Origin of the sequence: Sodaliphilus pleomorphus (assembly GCF_009676955.1) — a bacterium.
Classification (GTDB): domain Bacteria; phylum Bacteroidota; class Bacteroidia; order Bacteroidales; family Muribaculaceae; genus Sodaliphilus; species Sodaliphilus pleomorphus.
In genome coordinates this window covers 2053191-2069799 of the sequence record NZ_CP045696.1, presented here as the reverse complement: position 1 = coordinate 2069799, position 16609 = coordinate 2053191, and the positions used below count along the sequence as shown (strand labels likewise).

Genomic DNA, 16609 nt, shown 5'->3' with positions numbered 1-16609 from the left:
AAAATGTTTCCAATTTTTACCAAAAGGGATTCACAAAGTTAAGAAAAATATCGACAACCGCCACAATTTATTTCATATTTTCATCATGGACGTCACAAGCATGACAAAAAAACAATCGTGGAGACAGGGCACCGTGCACACAGTGCAGCTGTCTCCACGAGAGTGGTGGGAAGAAATGCTGTTTTCCAGGCTAAGCCAGGACTCAGTTGTTGATCATCGAGATGAGCACGCTCACGTCGCTCACGTCGACCTCGCCGTCGGCGTTGAGGTCGCACACGTCGTCGGCATAGGGCGACAGGCCCAGAATTGCATTGATGAGCGAGGTGACATCGGTCACATTCACCACGCCGTCGCCATTGACATCGCCCTTGGTGTAGCTCTCGCGGTAGACAAAGGAGATGACGTCGCCGTAGGCTGTGGTGTGGCTGGTGCCGTCGAGGCCGTCATAGGAGGTCTTGGTGCGGGCATAGTAGGTCGTGCCGTCGACGGGATACTTGCCGCCCACCTTGATGCTGTCGAAGGGCAGCGTGGTGGCCACGGTGCCGTCTTTGAGCGTCTCGACAAAGCGGGTGCGTCCCCAGGTGGTGCGGCTGGTCGACACCTCGACAACATAGCTCGTGGCCCACGACTGGGGCTTGAGCGTGATGTGGGTGCCACGGGTGATGACGCCCTTGTCGAGCGGCTTCACAAAGTGGGTGGCCTCGTGGGCAAGGGTGAAGCAAACCACAGGGCTCACCATCTCGACATTGTCGACGGTCATGCGCACACGCATGTAGTAGGTGTTGCCGGTCTCGAGCTTGTCGGCTGGCACGGCCAGGCTGCCAGTGGCCGAGGTGCCGGCGAAGTCGACCTGGGCAAAGTCGGGCGTGCCCGAGATCTCGAGGGTGGCAGGCACGTCGTGGCCGCACGTGTACCACTGGGCCGTGAAGCCAGGCGAGAGCTCTTCCTGCCCGTTGGCCGGGTAGGTGACGGTGAGCAGCATGGGCACGAGCGAGCGCACCTGGCTCACGCCGCTGTAGTGCTTGGAGGCACACGACTGCACACGCCAGTAGACGGTCTTGGCATGAGCGAGCTTGGTAAACTTGAGCGCGCTCAGGGTGGTGTCGGCAGTAGTATAGCGCTCGGCCACGCTCGAGAAGGAGGCGTCGTTGCTCAGCTCAACGATGTAGCTGGTGGCTTCGGGCACCTTGCTCCACACAAAGTTGAATGGTGCGTTGGCCGAGTCGGCCTCGGCAGGCGCAATGAGCCGTGGGGCATCGAGCTGCTTGAGGGCATTGCCCAGGAACACGGGGTCATACTCGTTGCCCACGCGGTCGACCACACACACGGCATACTGCCACTCGTCGCCCACCTTGGAGTCGTCGAGCACAAAGCTCTCGCCATAGCTCATGCCCTGCAGGTAGTCGACCTGCTTGGTGAAGTTGGCCGTGTTCATCGTCACGGGGAAAGCATACACGCTGTAGCGCACGTCGTCATAGCCCGTCCACGACAGGGTGTTGCCATTCAAAGTCAGGCCTTGCACCTTGCCTGGGTTATTGCCTTGTTTCCAGGGCAGAGCCGGCGGCAAGGCCGGGTGCGAAAACACGGTGCTCTTGAGATAGTTGGCCAGGCTCTGCTTGGCGCCCAGGGCATAGAGGTACTTGCACGAGTAGTAGATGGCGCCCGGGTTGCCGTCGACGCTCGAGGTGCGGTTGAGCTCGCTCTCGTTGGCCACCTCGGCATAGTCGCTTGTTGTGCTCGAAGCCTTGATGAAGCTATAGATGTTTTGCGAGATGTAGCACTGACGGCCAAACTTGGCCGACACCTTGTTCCACCACGGGGTGATCTTGCTGTAGTCGGCGCTGGCGCCTATCTTCCAGTACACCTGGGGCGAGATGTAGTCGATGGTGTTGCTCGATATCCACGCCAGGGGGTCGCTGAAGATGCCGTTGTACTGCCAGTCGCTGCCGGCGGGGCAGGTGGGCACTCCATACTTTGAGGCCACGGCTCTGCTTGTGGCAGCCACTCCAGCTGGCGAGATGCCGAAGCGAATGTAGGGCTTGGTCGACTGTATCATGTCGTACACGGCCTTGACCATGCGGTTCACGTTGTCGCGGCGCCAGTCGGCCAGCGACATCGACGAGCCGCGGGCGGCAATGCTGTCTTGCCACTCGGTGTAGTCGCCGGCATCGGCGTTGGTCTCGATGCCGTTGGGATAGAAGTAGTCGTCGTAGAGCACGCCGTCGACGTCATACTTGGTGATGATTTCCTTCACCACGGCCACAATGCGGTCGATGGTCCACTGCTGGGCAGGGTCGAGCACAGTGTAGGTGCCGTAGGTGAGCAGGTGGCCGCCGTTGCGCACGGCCTGGTCGGCAGCGGTGTTCCAGTTGGAGCCGCTCGAGAAGCGGTAAGGGTTGAGCCAGGCGTGGCACTCCATGCCGCGCTTGTGGCACTCGTCGACCACAAACTTGAGCGGGTCGTAGCTCGGAGCCTTGCCGCGGGTGCCGGTGAGGTAGCTCGACCAGGGCTCGTAGCTCGACTCATACATGGCATCGCACATCGAACGCACCTGGAAGTTGACCGCATTGAAATTGTTGTTTTTCAACGAGTCGAGCATGCGTATCATCGATGCCTTCTGGGTAGCGGCATCCATGTTGTTGGCCTCGTTGCCATTGGCGTCGCGCGGCCAGTCGAGGGCCCACACGGTGGCTATCCACGCCGAGCGGAACTCGCGTTTCGGGACTGTGTAGCCCGCACCTTGCGAGGCGAGGGCCGAGAAAAGCAATGCTATTATCATCAAGCAATTGCCAAAAGAAATGTGCTTCATTATAACTGTATAACTGTAGTAAAAAATATTAAGTTGTCGCTAATGATATTATTCACAAAGGTAGGAGTAATTGTCTTAAAAATATATTAAAAAATAAAAACGAATGTTACATTTAAAAAAGAGAGACCAGAACTGCCCTCGTGAGGCTTTGGTGGAAATAAAAGTAATATTTTGAGCATAAACACGACAAGAAATCTCAAAAAAACAGGTATATTTGTAGAATAATAGATTAAAAGGATTAAAAACCAAGGCGACATGGAAAAAGACAACGATGTGGTCGTGTTTGCCGAGTATGGCAACGAGATCGACGCCAACATTGTGAAGGGCGTGCTTGAAGACAACGGGCTCACGGCAGGCGTGCTGGGCGACTCTACAGCCAACGCACTGTTTCACATGATGAACGAGGGCAACTACAAGGTTGTGGTGCTGCGCCGCGACCTGGAGACGGCCAAGGCCATCATGGCTGCCAACCCCATAGAGACCGCCGGCGAGGGCGAGAGCAATGGCGACGACAGCAACGATTAGAAAGGCTGTCGAGGCCGACGAGGGCGCGATATGGCGCCTGCTCGAGGCCGAGGTGCAGGTCATGCGGCGCCAGGGGCGCGACCAGTGGCAGCACGGCTACCCCAACCCTGCCACAGTGGCGGCCGACACGGCGGCCGGCGTGGGCCGGGTGCTGCTGCTCGACGGCGTCATCGCAGGCTACTGCGCGCTCATCGCCACAGGCGACAAGTGCTACGACAGCATCGAGGGCCGGTGGCTCACCGAGAGCGACTCGGGCCACTGCCGATATGCCGTGGTGCACCGTCTGGGCATCGACCCGCAGCTCACGGGCCGCGGCCTGGCCAGCACGTTTCTCACCCTGGCCATGCGCGCGGCCCGTTGCATGGGGCTGGAGAGCATGCGCATCGACACCAACCACGACAACGTGCAGATGTTGCACATCCTGCCCAAGCTGGGCTTCGAGCGTTGCGGCACGGTGCAGCTTCCCGACGGGGAGCGCATCGCCTATGAGAGGTTGCTGTGACACCACTCTACTCATGCAACATCAGGAAAAATTGAAAAAGAAACAAACCATCAACAACATAAAAATATTCCACCTCATGAAACACCTACTCAGAGCACTGTTGTGCCTGCTGCTGGCCGCGACCCAGGCCCAGGCGATGAAGCCATACTGGGCCACATCGCCCGACGGAAAAGTGAAAGTGACCATGGCCGAGACCGATGGCAAGGTATACTACAGCGTTGACTACGACGGGGCAACCGTCGTGGAGCGCATCGATGCCGGCCTGCTGCTGGCAGGCGGCAAGACGATGGCCGTCGACGCCCGCAAGCTCAAGAGCGTGAAAACTACCAAGGACGCCAAGGGGGCCTACAACACGCTCACCGCCCAGTGGCCGCAGTGCCGCGTCGTGTTTCGCCTCTACGACATGGGGGTGGCCTACCGTGTAGAGACCGAGTGCAGCGACTCGCTCATCATTGCCGACGAGATTGCACAGTTCAGGCTGGCTGGCGACTACAAGGCCTATGAGGCCCTGGCCAACTCTCGCGACAGCAAGGCCACCTCGTTCCAGAAGCAGGCCATGTGCTCGTTTGAGAACACCTACACCCACGACAACCTGTCGCGGCTCAACAGCCAGCACCTGGGGCTGGCGCCCATGCTCATCGAGCTCGACGGCGGCAAGAAGATGCTGCTGGGCGAGTACAACGTGCTCGACTATCCCGGCACCTTTGTGGTGCCCACTGGGGGTACAACAGTGCAGTTCTGGTTTCCACGCGTGGTCAAGACCGAGCACCAGGGCGGCCACAACATGCTGCAGCGCGTGGCCACCGAGTGGCAGCCCTACATTGCCAAGGTGGCTGGCAAGCGCGCGCTGCCCTGGCGCATGATGCTGCTCTCGCGCAACGACGGCGACCTGCTCACCCAGACCGTGACCCGCGACCTGGCCCAGAAGCCCACGGGCGACTACAGCTGGGTGAAACCCGGCAAAGTGGCCTGGGACTGGTGGAATGCCTGGAACCTGAAGGGCGTGAACTTCAAGACAGGTGTCAACAACGAGACCTACAAGTACTATATCGACTTTGCCGCCCGCAACGGCATCGAGTATGTGATTCTCGACGAGGGATGGGCCGTGAACAAGAAGGCCGACCTGTTTCAGGTGGTGCCCGAAATCGACCTGCCCGCGCTGTGCAACTATGCCAAGCAAAAGGGCGTGGGGCTCGTGCTCTGGGCGGGCTATGTGGCCTTCGACCGCGACATGGAGCAGGTGTGCAAGACCTACAGCGAGATGGGCATCAAGGGCTTCAAGGTCGACTTCATGGACCGCAACGACCAGCAGGTGATGCGATTCTTGCAGCGTGCGGCCACCACAGCGGCCCGCTATCACCTGTTTCTCGACTTCCACGGCGCCCCCGTGCCCAACGGCTTCACCCTCACCTACCCCAACGTGCTCAACTTTGAGGCCGTGGCCGGGCTGGAGCAGGTGAAATGGTCGACACTGAAGCAATTTGACGAAGTGCGCCACGAGACCCTGCTGCCGTTCATTCGCCAGGTGGTGGGTCCCCTCGACTACACCCAGGGCGCCATGCGCAACGCCACGCGCAGCAACTACAGGCCGGTCTACAGCGAGCCCATGAGCCAGGGCACGCGTTGCCGCCAGCTGGCCCTGTATGTCATCTTCGACTCGCCGTTCAACATGCTGTGCGACGCCCCCACGGCCTACGAGGCCAACCCCGAGTGCACCCGCTTCATCGCCGGCATACCCGTGACCTGGGACGAGCGCCGCGTGCTCGAGGCCAAGGTGGGCGAGTGTGTGATCGAGGCCTGCCGCAAGGGCAGCACCTGGTACATAGGCGGCATCACCAACTGGCAGGCACGCGACATCGACATCGACCTGGGCTTCCTGCAGGGCAAGACCATGACGCTGTACTGCGACGGCATCAACTGCGACAAGAGCGCCAGCGACTATGTGATGCGTACGGGCATGAAGGTGCCTGCGCGGCTCAAGCTGCACCTGGCCCCAGGCGGCGGCTTTGCCGCAGTGGTCGAGTGACGCCGCCCCGTCCAGCCATTTTACACCCACAGCAACGATTAAACCAAGAAGAAAAAAACCAACAACATGTCAACCTCTCGACTCACCCTCATCGCACTTGGGCTTGCGCTGTGCTGCACGGCAGCCCAGGCACAAACCACGCTGCGCGACTCGCTCAAGTACAGTCTCGACAACAAGACCATCACCGAGCGGGGCATGAACCGCGAGCAGGTGACCAACCCGCTCGAGGCCATCAACGGCCGTGTGGCCGGCCTCACCATTCAGAAGAGCAACAACGGCGTGGCCGCCATGAGCGCCGTGCGCCTGCGCGGCACCACCTCGCTCACCGGCGGCAACGACCCGCTCGTGATCATCGACGGCGTGCTGGGCAACCTGTCGACCTTGTCGAGCATCTACCCGGCCGACATCGAGAGCTTCAAGATACTGAGCGACGCCACCGAGACCGCCATGTATGGCAGCCGCGGCGCCAGCGGCGTGATCGAGGTCACCACCAAGAAAGGCACAGCCGGCGCAGCGCGCGTGAGCTACAACGGCTCCACAGGCATCACCGCGGTGTACAAAAACCTCGACATGCTCGGGGCCGACGGCTATCGCGAGGCGTGCACCAGCCGTGGCCTCATGCTCATCGACAAGGGCTACAACACCAACTGGCAGAAGGCCATAGAGCACACCGGCTTCCAGCACGACCACCACGTGGCCTTCTCGGGCGGCAACACCAGCAACGGCTACCGCGTGGCCCTGGGCTATATCGACCACGAGGGCGTGATTGTGCACGAGCGCATGCGCAACTTCACCAGCAACATGAGCATGCACCAGTCGATGTTCGACAACTTGCTGCACATCGACGTGGGCATGTTTGGCAACATTCAGAAAAACGCCACCGCCGTCTACGACCAGCAGAATACCTTCTACAGCGCCGCCACGTGGAATCCCACCTACTACAAGGGCCGCAATGCAAGCGGCGGCTACGACGGCTTCACCTATGCCAACCAGATCACCCACCCGCTGGCGCTCATGGACAGCCGCACCAGCGACAAGGCGACCCACATGACCACCCACGCCAAGCTCACGTTCGACCTCCTGCCGGGACTCAAGCTCGACATCTTCGGGGCCTACAGCCACAACGAGACCGAGCGCTCGCAATACCTGCCCACCACCATTTGGGCCCACGGCCAGGCCTACCGTGGCACCGACAAGGCCGAGCAACTCATGGGCAACATCGTGCTCAACTGCGACAAGCTGCTGGCCACCGTGCATCACATCAACCTCACCGCGCTGGCCTCGGCACAGCGCGACACCTACACCGGCTTCCACACCACTACCACCAACTTCAGCGACAACACACTGGGCTACAACTCAATACAAGCAGGCGCCCTCACCTTGTGGGAGGGCACCGGCAGCTACAAGAGCCAGCCCACCATGGCCTCGGTGATGGGCAAGGCCAGCTACGACTACGCCAGCCGCTACTACCTCACCGCCACCCTGCGCGCCGACGGGTCGTCGAAGTTTGGCGACAACCACAAGTGGGGCTATTTCCCTTCGGTATCGGCCAGCTGGGCCGTGACCCGCGAGCCCTGGATGCAGGGCTGCGCCAGCTGGCTCGCCAACCTGAAGCTCAATGTGGGCTACGGATGGTCGGGCAACCAGGGCGGCATCGACAACTACATGAGCATGAACATCATGGAGCCCAGCGCCGTGGTACCCGTGGGGCAAGAGGCGGCCGTGTCGATGGCCTCGCTGCGCAACGCCAACCCCGACTTGAAGTGGGAAACACGCAAAACCGTGAACCTGGGTCTGGAGGCAGCCCTGCTCGAGAACCGCATCATTGCCACCCTGGCCTATTACAACTCCAAGACGTGCGACATGCTCTACATGTACGACGTGAGCACCCCACCCTTCCCCTACAAGAACCTGCTTGCCAACCTGGGCAGCATGCGCAACCGCGGCCTGGAGCTCTCGCTGGGCTTCACACCGGTGCACACTCGCGACCTGGAGCTCAACATCAACACCAACTGGACATTTCAGCAAACCAAGTTGCTGAGCCTGAGCGGCAAGTATGGCGACTACGACATCGAGGGCCCGACATTTAAAGACATTGCCAGCCTCAACGGCGCCGGCTTCCACGGCGGCTACAACCACATCGTGTACCAAATCGTGGGCCAGCCCCTGGGCGTGTTCTACCTGCCCCACTGCACAGGGCTCAAGAGCAATGGCAAGGGCGGCTACACCTATGAAATCGCCGATCTCGACGGCGACCACAACATCGACATCTCCAACGACAAAGACCGCCGCGTGTGCGGCCAGGCCATACCCAAGGTGCTCATGGGCACCAACGTGTCGCTGCGCTACAAGCTGCTCGACATCTCGCTGCAGGTGAACGGCGCCTTCGGCCACAAGATTTACAACGGCACCGCACTCACCTACATGAACATGAACTCGCTGCCCGGCTACAACGTGCTGGCAAAGGCACCAGCCAGCAACATCATGGACCAGACGGCCACCGACTACTGGCTCGAGAAAGGCGACTATGTGAACTTCGACTACCTCACCATAGGCATCAACGTGCCCCTGCGCGAGACAGCACGCAAATATGTGAAGAGCCTGCGCGTGGCCCTCACGTGCAACAACCTGGCCACCATCACCAGCTACTCGGGCCTCACCCCCATGATCAACAGCAGCACTGTGGGCAGCACCCTGGGCCTCGACGACAAAAACGTGTATCCCCTGGCCCGCACCTACACCCTGGGCGTGCAACTCACATTCTGACCCCCGCCCCCACAATGGCCCTTCAAATATTATGTTGCAAAACATGCCTTAATATTTTGCATTTCAAAATATTAATTATCTTAGTGGCAACGTCATATTAAACCTTTGTGCAAGTTAGTACGAAATTAATTAAACAAATCGACAAAAATTATTTAAAACTTCTTTTCCAGAAGAATAAAGGATATCTATATAGAGATTTTGGTGATGATTGGTATAAAAAATAGCAAGTGTTTTTACAGATTCGTGGCAGCTATATCAATGGTGTCAAATATATTGTTTTGCACTAACATAAAATGTCAAGCCAGTAATGATATCGTTGACCGTTATAGTGAGACTTTTTTCCAATTCTATGGTTTTTTTCCATATGAATATTGTTTCAGAGATTCTCCAAAAAGAAATTTGACTATTAATTTCTTGGGAAAGGATCAACTTATAATCAAAAATAACGTTAGCAAAGCTTTTAGAAATGCCCAATTGTCGTTTTGCGATACTGTTTACTTCCATGTGATAAGTCCTTCGTTTAAAGACATAGAGTCTCATAGGCAAATAATTGTTGACAGTGTCACTTCTACAAGGGCATTTTCCAATTCTTATACAGTGCCACCCTATCGAAGTCTGAAATGTGCCAACATCCATATGATTTTCCCTTTTTTACAGAATTCAGATACAATATTTGTCAACACTAATTGCCGGAATTTGAGAATAAGGGATTTTGAATTTTCAGTCCACCCACAGGCCACTCTGCCTGATGGCATCGTGTTAAAAAAGGTGGGGGTAAAGTTCCTTCCACAAGAGAGAATGCGCCCAGAAATATATCGCAAATTTTTAGAATGGGTTAAAGAACAACATGATAAAGATGACGGATTGATACCAAATGAAGCTGTGCTTAAATTAATTGACAAATATTATAATTGGAATGCTCATTAACTACAGAAACGTGAGAATAACAACACAATTCAACTTTATTTGTAAAAGTGACATGCCCGGACCATCACAGTTTGTGCAACTAAAAGACAGACACAAAAGCATTTGCGTTAACGCCGACGGGCGCAAGCTGCGGGTGGAGCACCTGGTCAACGACGCGGGCTACAGGGACTCGACGGGCTACCGCTACTATGTGAAGGACTACCAGGGCAACGTGCGCGCCGTGGTGGCCGACGACGGCACCCTGGAGGAGGTGAACAGCTACTACCCCTACGGCATGCTGCACGGCCCCAGTGCCATAGCCGCCGGCGTGCAGCCATGCAAGTTCACTGGCAAGGTTGGTGCACATGGTCCCATGGGAGTCATTTTGCAGCCAGAAACAGAAAAAGCCGACATTTTACTATCTGCAAATGCGTTCCTCGTAATGAAGCAAAACAATTTCAACGTGTTTTCCTCCAAGGTGAGATGGGCAATGGCAGTCTATGCATTGTTTAGTAACGTGGGGACACTCAAATACATTCAAAATGTAACAAAATGAAAGGACGTCAACCTGTCTTAAACCGAGTTAGAAGGCTATTCTGCCTTTGCTTTTGGCTATGGCTGATGCTATATTTCTTGTCGAAGGCTGGAGGTGGTGACCTGACTTACAACATAACATCGCCCAATTGCGACACAGCCATCAAGTCGAAGGTTGAACAGTGCTACCTGCGCAACTTGCAATTCAGAAAGGCAGTGCCACACGATGAAATATTCAAGCCAGTCGCGCATTACGGCAATTCCAAAGAACCTGACTATTTCTCAGGAAGTTATTATCTCAAAACATGCAAGAAAAATATAGATTTCAAGTATTATCCAGCAACAACTGGGCACACTCCCCGAAAACCATTTCTCTTGCTGACAAGCATAAAAGACTCGTTGCATGTCGACAAAATTGTTGCTTGGAACGAGCCACAAGATTTCAGACCAACAGATGTATACCAAGCGGCGAATGAATTTAAAAAGGAAATGTTAGGCGGTGAATACAGCCAAATCAGTTATGTCGAAGACAAGGCTAATCTTTATGTTCTGGTCATAATTTTCTTCTTAGAATACAGGATGGTTCTGCTTGGACTCATTTTAGGACTATGGACAGCAATTGCTATTCTTTGTAGATGCAGGTGTCGACGTGCCGCCACACAAAACGAGGTTGACACGCATGCAACAAATAAGGCAACAAGCCTATGGGAAAACGGGATATTGAAGTTTCTTAACAATAATCCAAATTTGTTTCCTCTCATGTTTTTAGCATGGATAATTCTATTTGTGCTCTCAAAGATGGGCGGTTATGAAATACACTATGTGGTCTCCTCGCCCGACAGCGACACAGCCATCAAGTCGAAGGTTGAACAGTGCTACCTGCACAACTCGCAATTCAGGAAGGCAGTGCCGCATGATGAAATATTCAAGCCAGAGACCTATTACGGCAATTATCATTGCTATTCGGCCAAATACTATCTAAGAAACTGCAAGAAATTGATAAGCTTCAGGTACTATCCTCGCGGGAGCAACATAGATGGTGAGGCGCTGGTGACAATGCAACGCGTGGGCAATGCCAAAAATAGTGACAGAATAGTGCAATGGCGCGACGCAAGACACTTTACCGCTTTTGAGATATGCAAAGCGCTGCGTGAATTTGAAAATGAAATGTTCAACGGCAGCAAAGCGCTCAGTTACATGCAATCAAGCGACAACTGCATCAGTTTCATGATGATGTATTTCATAGAATATAAACACTTGATACTGGCTTTAATACTTGGCCTATGGATCGCGGCAGCCATCTATCGGCACGTAGCCATGCGCAACTTAAACCTTTGAAGGAATCTCTATGTGTAGTGATAAAACGTGCGGCTGTAGGTCGACGGCAGTGTAGATTGTGACATGGTTCAGTGGGCATCACACCCATCACAGCAGCAGCAAACAATGGCAGGCCTTGTCGGCCGAGAAAAACAACAAAACATTTGTCACAAACCAAAGCCTAAAATTAAATCGCTTGTTGCGATTAAAACTGGCTGAGTTGTTTTGAGTTAATAAAAATTTAATTGTAACTTTGGGAGTGGCCAAGGTTTACCTTAAAAAAGGAAAAAAAACACATTGACTAATGAAAAGATACATCATCAACCTCATGCTGGCAGTTGCCGCGACGGCGTGTCTCACCTCGTGCAACGACTTCCTGAAGGAAGACCCCAGCAGTCAAATCAAGGAGGACGAAGCCTATAAAAACGAGACCGAGCTCTATCTCAACGCTGTGGCGGCGCTCTACAACAACGTGGGCGGCCACAACGACAGCGAGGGCCTGCAGGGCACGGCACGCGGCGTGTATGACCTGAACGAGTTTACCACCGACGAGGCCATACTGCCCACGCGCGGAGCCGACTGGTACGACGGCGGGCTGTGGCAGAACCTGTTTCGCCACAGCTGGGGCACCGGCACCGACTGCATAGGCGACACGTGGAAGTACCTGTTCAAGTCGATCATCATGTGCAACAGCGCCCTGGAGCACATCGACGCCTATGCCAAGGCGCACGGTCAGAGCGACAACACCGCCTACTGGCGCTACGAGGCACGGGCCTTGCGTGCAATGTTCTACTTCTATGCCATCGACCTCTACGGCCGTCTGCCGCTCTACAGCACGAGCCATCCCACCGTGGCCCAGATGCAGCTGCAAGAGCGCTCGACGGTGTACAAGCACATCGTGGGCGAGCTGCAAGACTGCGCCGCGCACCTCACCGGCGAGCGCAGCAACTGGCAGGGCAAGTACTATGGCCGCATCAACGCCGCCACCTGCTACTTCCTGCTCGCCAAGCTCATGCTCAATGCCGAGGTGTACAGCGACGACGACTGGACCGACGGCGTGAGGCCCAGCGGCAGCAACATCTACTTCAACATCGACGGCCGCCAGCTCAACGCCTGGCAGGCCACCGAGCACTACTGCGACCTGATAGCCGGCATGGGCTACCGGCTCGAAGACGACTACACGGCAAACTTTGCCGTACACAACGAGAAGTCGCGCGAAAACATCTTTGTCATTCCCATGGACAAATACCTGTACCAGAACCAATTCAAGTACTTGTTCCGCTCACGCCACTACAACCACGCCGCAGCCCTTGGCTTAAACGGCGAGAACGGCTCGAGCGCCACCGTCGAGGCGATGAAGACCTTCGGGTACGGCACCGACACGGCCGACGCACGCCTGGCCATGAGCTACTATTGCGACCAGGTGCGCGACCTGAACGGGCGCTTGGTGACCCTCGACGACGGCACGCCGCTCAAGTACTACCCCATGGCCGTGAAGCTCGACCTCTCGGGCGACCCACACGAAAAAACAGCCGGGGCCCGCATGAAGAAATATGAAGTAGACCCCACGGGCACCAAAGACGGCAACCAGAGCGACAACGACATTGTGCTCTTCCGCTATGCCGACGTGCTGCTCATGCGCGCCGAAGCCATGGTGCGCAACGGCGAGAACGGCGACGAGTACCTGGCCATGGTGCGCCGCCGTGTGGGCGAGTCTCCGCGCCACGCCACACTGGCCACGCTGCTCGACGAGCGCATGCTCGAGCTCTCGTGGGAGGGGTGGCGTCGCAACGACCTGATACGCTTCGGCGAGTTTGCCCGCGCCTATACCCACCACACGCCGCTGCCCGACGAGGCCAACGGGTGGAGCACGTGCTTCCCCCTGCCCGGCGACTTCCTGGCCATCACGGGCTGCAAGCAGAATCCAGGATACTAATTACAGTTGTGAAGCAGCAGGCCATGAGCCACGACACACAAGCCTGCGAGCAAAGCAAGGGCGGGCTGTGCCACCGCGTGTAGTGTGCACAGCCCGCTCTCTTGTGTGCGGGAGTCATGACGAGGGGGGGGGCGTCGTCAACGACGGCGGCCGCCGCTCACGTTGGTGCCCGAGTTGGTGCCCGAGTGGCTGCTACTGCCCGTGCTGTAGCTCGAGTGGCTCGACTGGGCCGGTGCCGGCGTGTAGCTGCGCGTGGGGGCTGTGGTGACCGAGCTTGAGCGGTTCACGCTGGGGCTGGTCACGCTCGAGCGGTTCACGCTTGCAGGCCGGGTGACGGTGCTGCTGGGAGCAGTGGTGGTTCTGGGCGCGGTGCTGCTGCCTGTTGCATAGCCAGGGCGGCGACCGCCGCCGGCATTGCTGCCCGAGCCCGTCGTCGACGGCCGGCTCGTCGTGGCAGGCATCGAGGTATAGCTGCGCTCGCTGCTATTCACGCTGGAGGGCATACTGGTGGCCGAGCGGCTCACGTCGGGGTGCGAGATGCCCGGACGGCGACTGTCGGGGCGGTCCACGCCGGGACGCTCATTGTCGGGGCGCGTAACCGATCCCTGCACGCCTCCCATGCCCGGGCGGCGGCCATTCAAGTGGCCGTTGTTGCTGTTGCGATAGTCGCCACTGGGGCGAGAGGGGCGGTTGCTGTACACGTCGTTGCCATAGCGATCGTTGTGGCCATAGTAGCCGCTACGGGGCGGGGCGTCGACACGGCGCACGCGGTAGTGCCCGCCGTCGTAGTAGGGCATGTAGTAGTAGTTGTTGTACACATAGTAGGTGTCGCCGCCATAGTAGTAGGGGCTGCCATAGGTCACCACTTCGTCATATCCCGGATCGCTCACGAGAAAACTGCACGATGCCGCACTCAGGGCTATTGCCACCAGGGCCGATATGATGTAAAGATTGCGTCTCATTGTTGTAAAAATTTAGTGTCCTTTTTCCTTATTGATGCAAATTTAGGCCAAAAGTTTAAAATATTCTAACATTCAATCGACTATTAATGATTTTTGTGCCCACCAGCGGGCGAATTTTCCCTCCCAATGCTCGCCAGGCCAAGGCGGCAGTCAACCTGCAACCAAGCAACACATAAATATGACATCGTTCTACAATATGAAACAAAATTGCGGCAAAATGACGCCAATCGCAAAAAATAGTCTAAAAAATGCAATACATTTTTGACACATGGCGGTTTTTACGTAATTTTGCCCCGAAATTTAAACTGACACACAGCAACACAGAAAATGAATCAAATCTCCGACCGCATTATGGCTCTTCAACCATCGGCCACCCTGGCCATGTCGCAGAAGAGCAGTCAACTCAAGGCACAAGGCATCGACGTGATCAACCTCTCGGTAGGCGAGCCCGATTTTCCCACTCCCAAGCACATCAAGGAAGCCGCCAAAAGCGCTATCGACAACAACTTCTCGTTTTACACGCCCGTGGGCGGCTACCTGTCGCTGCGCCAGGCCATAAGCGACAAGTTGCAACACGAAAACGGCGTGCACTACGCCCCCGAGCAAATCGTGGTGGGCAACGGTGCCAAGCACGAGTTGTGCAATGTGGTGATGAGCATGATCAACCCTGGCGACGAGGTGGTGATACCCACGCCGGCCTGGGTGAGCTACATGCAGATGGTGATACTGGCCGGCGGCACCTGCGTAGAGGTACCCTGCTCGATGGAGCAAGGCTTCAAGATGACGCCCCGGCAGCTCGAGGCCGCCATCACGCCCAAGACCAAGCTGCTCATACTGTGCTCGCCCTCCAACCCCACAGGCGCCGTCTACAGCAAGGGCGAATTGCAGGCGCTGGCCCAGGTGCTGGGAGCTCACCCCCAGGTGCTGGTGCTTGCCGACGAGATATATGAGCACATCAACTATGTGGGCGGCCACGAGTCGATTGCCCAATTTCCCCAGGTGGCCGGCCGGGTAGCCATCGTCAACGGCGTGTCGAAGGCCTATGCCATGACGGGCTGGCGCATAGGCTATGTGGCCGCCCCGTTGTGGCTGGCCAAGGCTGTGACCAAGCTCCAGGGCCAGTACACCAGCGGCGCCTCGTCGATAGCCCAAAAGGCTGCCGAGGCGGCCTACAGGGGCTCGCAAGAGTGTGTCGAGACCATGCGTGCAGCCTTTGAGCGCCGCCGCAACCTCATTGTGAGTCTGCTGCGCGGCATTCCAGGCATCGAGGTGAATGTGCCCGACGGTGCCTTCTACGTGTTTCCCAGCGTGAAAGCCTTCCTGGGCAAGAAATGCGGAGATACTGTGATCAACGACGCCACCGACCTGGCCCTTTACCTGCTCAACGAGGCCCACGTGGCCACTGTGAGTGGCGATGCCTTTGCCTGCCCGGGCCACCTGCGCCTGAGCTATGCCACCGACGACAAGGATATCGTGGGTGCCGTGTCGAGAATTGCAACTGCCTTGAGCCGCCTGCAGTGATGAAGCTGCAATATGCCAGCGACCTCCACCTGGAGAACCGCCCCCTCTCGCAGTGGTTCGCCGGCCACATGCCCGCCGTGGCGGGCGAGGTGCTGCTGCTGGCAGGCGACATCATGCACCTGCCGGCCGGCGAGAGCGCCCAGGTGCCTCCCTTTATCGACTGGTGCAGCCGCAACTACCGCCTCACGCTCATCGTGCCCGGCAACCATGAGTACTACGGCGGCTGCGACGTGCTGTCGACCCTCCAGGGCGACTACGACCTGGCTCTGCGACCCAACGTGCACTACTGCAACAACTGCAGCGTGATGCTGGGCGATGTCGAGGTGCTGCTCACCACCATGTGGACCAGAATAGCACCCCAAAACGCCGCACTGGTGCAAGAGGGCATGAGCGACTGCCGGCACATCGACTGCGGCGGCCGCCTGCTCGAGGCAGGCGACTACAGCCTGCTGCACGAGCACTGCACCCGCTGGCTCGACGAGGCACTGCGCCGCTCTACCGCCCGCTGCAAGGTGGTGGTGACCCACCACTGCCCCATGCTGCTCGAGGACCCGCGCTACAAGCCCAACGGCCTGAGCGATGCCTTTGTTGTCGACATGACCCGCTACATCGAGCAGCACCACATCGACCACTGGATATATGGGCACACCCACTACAACGCCGGCGAGGGCACACGCGTGGGCGGCACTACCATGCACTGCAACCAGCTGGCCTACAGCAGTCACGGCCCGGTGACCGGCTACACCAGAGCAGCCACTGTCGACGTGTAGCACGGGGGCGACCCACCGCCGCCAAGCCCCGGTAA

General features: G+C 57.1%; 13 protein-coding genes. 10 read left to right on the top strand and 3 right to left on the bottom strand.

From position 1 onward, the window contains the following. Nucleotides 1-202: 202 nt before the first annotated feature. Nucleotides 203-2779 carry a family 10 glycosylhydrolase gene (locus GF423_RS08250; protein WP_206113187.1) on the bottom strand — a complete coding sequence of 859 codons (2577 nt, stop codon included), beginning with the start codon at nucleotides 2777-2779 and terminating at the stop codon, nucleotides 203-205. Between the two features lie 285 nt (nucleotides 2780-3064). On the opposite strand from GF423_RS08250, the gene GF423_RS08245 reads away from it, so the two are divergent. From GF423_RS08245 to GF423_RS08230, 4 genes are all read left to right on the top strand, one after another. Next, nucleotides 3065-3334: a DUF2007 domain-containing protein gene (locus GF423_RS08245; protein WP_154327893.1), complete on the top strand. Its 270-nt coding sequence runs from the start codon at nucleotides 3065-3067 to the stop codon at nucleotides 3332-3334. Then, the gene (locus GF423_RS08240; RefSeq protein WP_154327892.1) at nucleotides 3312-3836 is read left to right on the top strand and encodes a GNAT family N-acetyltransferase; all 525 of its coding nucleotides are present in this window, start codon (nucleotides 3312-3314) and stop codon (nucleotides 3834-3836) included. The genes GF423_RS08245 and GF423_RS08240 overlap by 23 nt, the downstream gene beginning before the upstream one ends. Nucleotides 3837-3912: 76 nt before the next feature. Continuing rightward, complete coding sequence (locus tag GF423_RS08235) at nucleotides 3913-5862, top strand: retaining alpha-galactosidase (RefSeq protein ID WP_154327891.1); 1950 nt, start codon at nucleotides 3913-3915, stop codon at nucleotides 5860-5862. A 66-nt stretch (nucleotides 5863-5928) separates the two neighbouring features. After that, entirely contained in the window at nucleotides 5929-8628 is a 2700-nt protein-coding gene (locus GF423_RS08230; RefSeq protein WP_154327890.1) for a SusC/RagA family TonB-linked outer membrane protein, read from the top strand. Between the two features lie 264 nt (nucleotides 8629-8892). Here the strand turns inward: GF423_RS08230 and GF423_RS08225 are convergent, their stop codons facing one another. Further along, on the bottom strand, nucleotides 8893-9132 hold the full coding sequence (locus GF423_RS08225; RefSeq protein WP_154327889.1) for a hypothetical protein: 240 nt from the start codon (nucleotides 9130-9132) through the stop codon (nucleotides 8893-8895). Between the two features lie 192 nt (nucleotides 9133-9324). Here GF423_RS08225 and GF423_RS14075 point away from each other — a divergent pair, with 192 nt between their 5' ends. From GF423_RS14075 to GF423_RS08210, 4 genes are all read left to right on the top strand, one after another. After that, nucleotides 9325-9555, top strand: coding sequence for a hypothetical protein (locus tag GF423_RS14075; protein WP_154538141.1), 231 nt, complete (start codon nucleotides 9325-9327; stop codon nucleotides 9553-9555). A gap of 52 nt (nucleotides 9556-9607) precedes the next feature. Then, nucleotides 9608-10090 carry a hypothetical protein gene (locus tag GF423_RS08220; protein ID WP_154327888.1) on the top strand — a complete coding sequence of 161 codons (483 nt, stop codon included), beginning with the start codon at nucleotides 9608-9610 and terminating at the stop codon, nucleotides 10088-10090. Continuing rightward, nucleotides 10087-11406: a hypothetical protein gene (locus GF423_RS08215; protein ID WP_154327887.1), complete on the top strand. Its 1320-nt coding sequence runs from the start codon at nucleotides 10087-10089 to the stop codon at nucleotides 11404-11406. Before GF423_RS08220 ends, GF423_RS08215 begins: the two co-directional genes overlap by 4 nt. Nucleotides 11407-11689: 283 nt before the next feature. Then, nucleotides 11690-13321 carry a RagB/SusD family nutrient uptake outer membrane protein gene (locus tag GF423_RS08210; protein WP_154327886.1) on the top strand — a complete coding sequence of 544 codons (1632 nt, stop codon included), beginning with the start codon at nucleotides 11690-11692 and terminating at the stop codon, nucleotides 13319-13321. Between the two features lie 137 nt (nucleotides 13322-13458). Here GF423_RS08210 and GF423_RS08205 read toward each other — a convergent pair whose 3' ends face one another. After that, nucleotides 13459-14283 carry a hypothetical protein gene (locus GF423_RS08205; protein ID WP_154327885.1) on the bottom strand — a complete coding sequence of 275 codons (825 nt, stop codon included), beginning with the start codon at nucleotides 14281-14283 and terminating at the stop codon, nucleotides 13459-13461. Between the two features lie 327 nt (nucleotides 14284-14610). On the opposite strand from GF423_RS08205, the gene GF423_RS08200 reads away from it, so the two are divergent. Both GF423_RS08200 and GF423_RS08195 read left to right on the top strand, forming a co-directional pair. Further along, a complete protein-coding gene (locus tag GF423_RS08200) occupies nucleotides 14611-15804 on the top strand; it encodes a pyridoxal phosphate-dependent aminotransferase (RefSeq protein WP_154327884.1) in 1194 nt (397 codons plus the stop codon). Further along, complete coding sequence (locus GF423_RS08195; RefSeq protein WP_154327883.1) at nucleotides 15804-16574, top strand: metallophosphoesterase; 771 nt, start codon at nucleotides 15804-15806, stop codon at nucleotides 16572-16574. The genes GF423_RS08200 and GF423_RS08195 overlap by 1 nt, the downstream gene beginning before the upstream one ends. Nucleotides 16575-16609: the final 35 nt, after the last annotated feature.

Excerpts from the sequence above, each read along its gene's own strand:
- GF423_RS08250 (WP_206113187.1), bottom strand. The coding sequence starts at position 2,779 with ATGATAATAGCATTGCTTTTCTCGGCCCTCGCCTCGCAAGGTGCGGGC.
- GF423_RS08245 (WP_154327893.1), top strand. The coding sequence starts at position 3,065 with ATGGAAAAAGACAACGATGTGGTCGTGTTTGCCGAGTATGGCAACGAG.
- GF423_RS08240 (WP_154327892.1), top strand. The coding sequence starts at position 3,312 with ATGGCGACGACAGCAACGATTAGAAAGGCTGTCGAGGCCGACGAGGGC.
- GF423_RS08235 (WP_154327891.1), top strand. The coding sequence starts at position 3,913 with ATGAAACACCTACTCAGAGCACTGTTGTGCCTGCTGCTGGCCGCGACC.
- GF423_RS08230 (WP_154327890.1), top strand. The coding sequence starts at position 5,929 with ATGTCAACCTCTCGACTCACCCTCATCGCACTTGGGCTTGCGCTGTGC.
- GF423_RS08225 (WP_154327889.1), bottom strand. The coding sequence starts at position 9,132 with ATGGAAGTAAACAGTATCGCAAAACGACAATTGGGCATTTCTAAAAGC.
- GF423_RS08220 (WP_154327888.1), top strand. The coding sequence starts at position 9,608 with ATGCCCGGACCATCACAGTTTGTGCAACTAAAAGACAGACACAAAAGC.
- GF423_RS08215 (WP_154327887.1), top strand. The coding sequence starts at position 10,087 with ATGAAAGGACGTCAACCTGTCTTAAACCGAGTTAGAAGGCTATTCTGC.
- GF423_RS08210 (WP_154327886.1), top strand. The coding sequence starts at position 11,690 with ATGAAAAGATACATCATCAACCTCATGCTGGCAGTTGCCGCGACGGCG.
- GF423_RS08205 (WP_154327885.1), bottom strand. The coding sequence starts at position 14,283 with ATGAGACGCAATCTTTACATCATATCGGCCCTGGTGGCAATAGCCCTG.
- GF423_RS08200 (WP_154327884.1), top strand. The coding sequence starts at position 14,611 with ATGAATCAAATCTCCGACCGCATTATGGCTCTTCAACCATCGGCCACC.
- GF423_RS08195 (WP_154327883.1), top strand. The coding sequence starts at position 15,804 with ATGAAGCTGCAATATGCCAGCGACCTCCACCTGGAGAACCGCCCCCTC.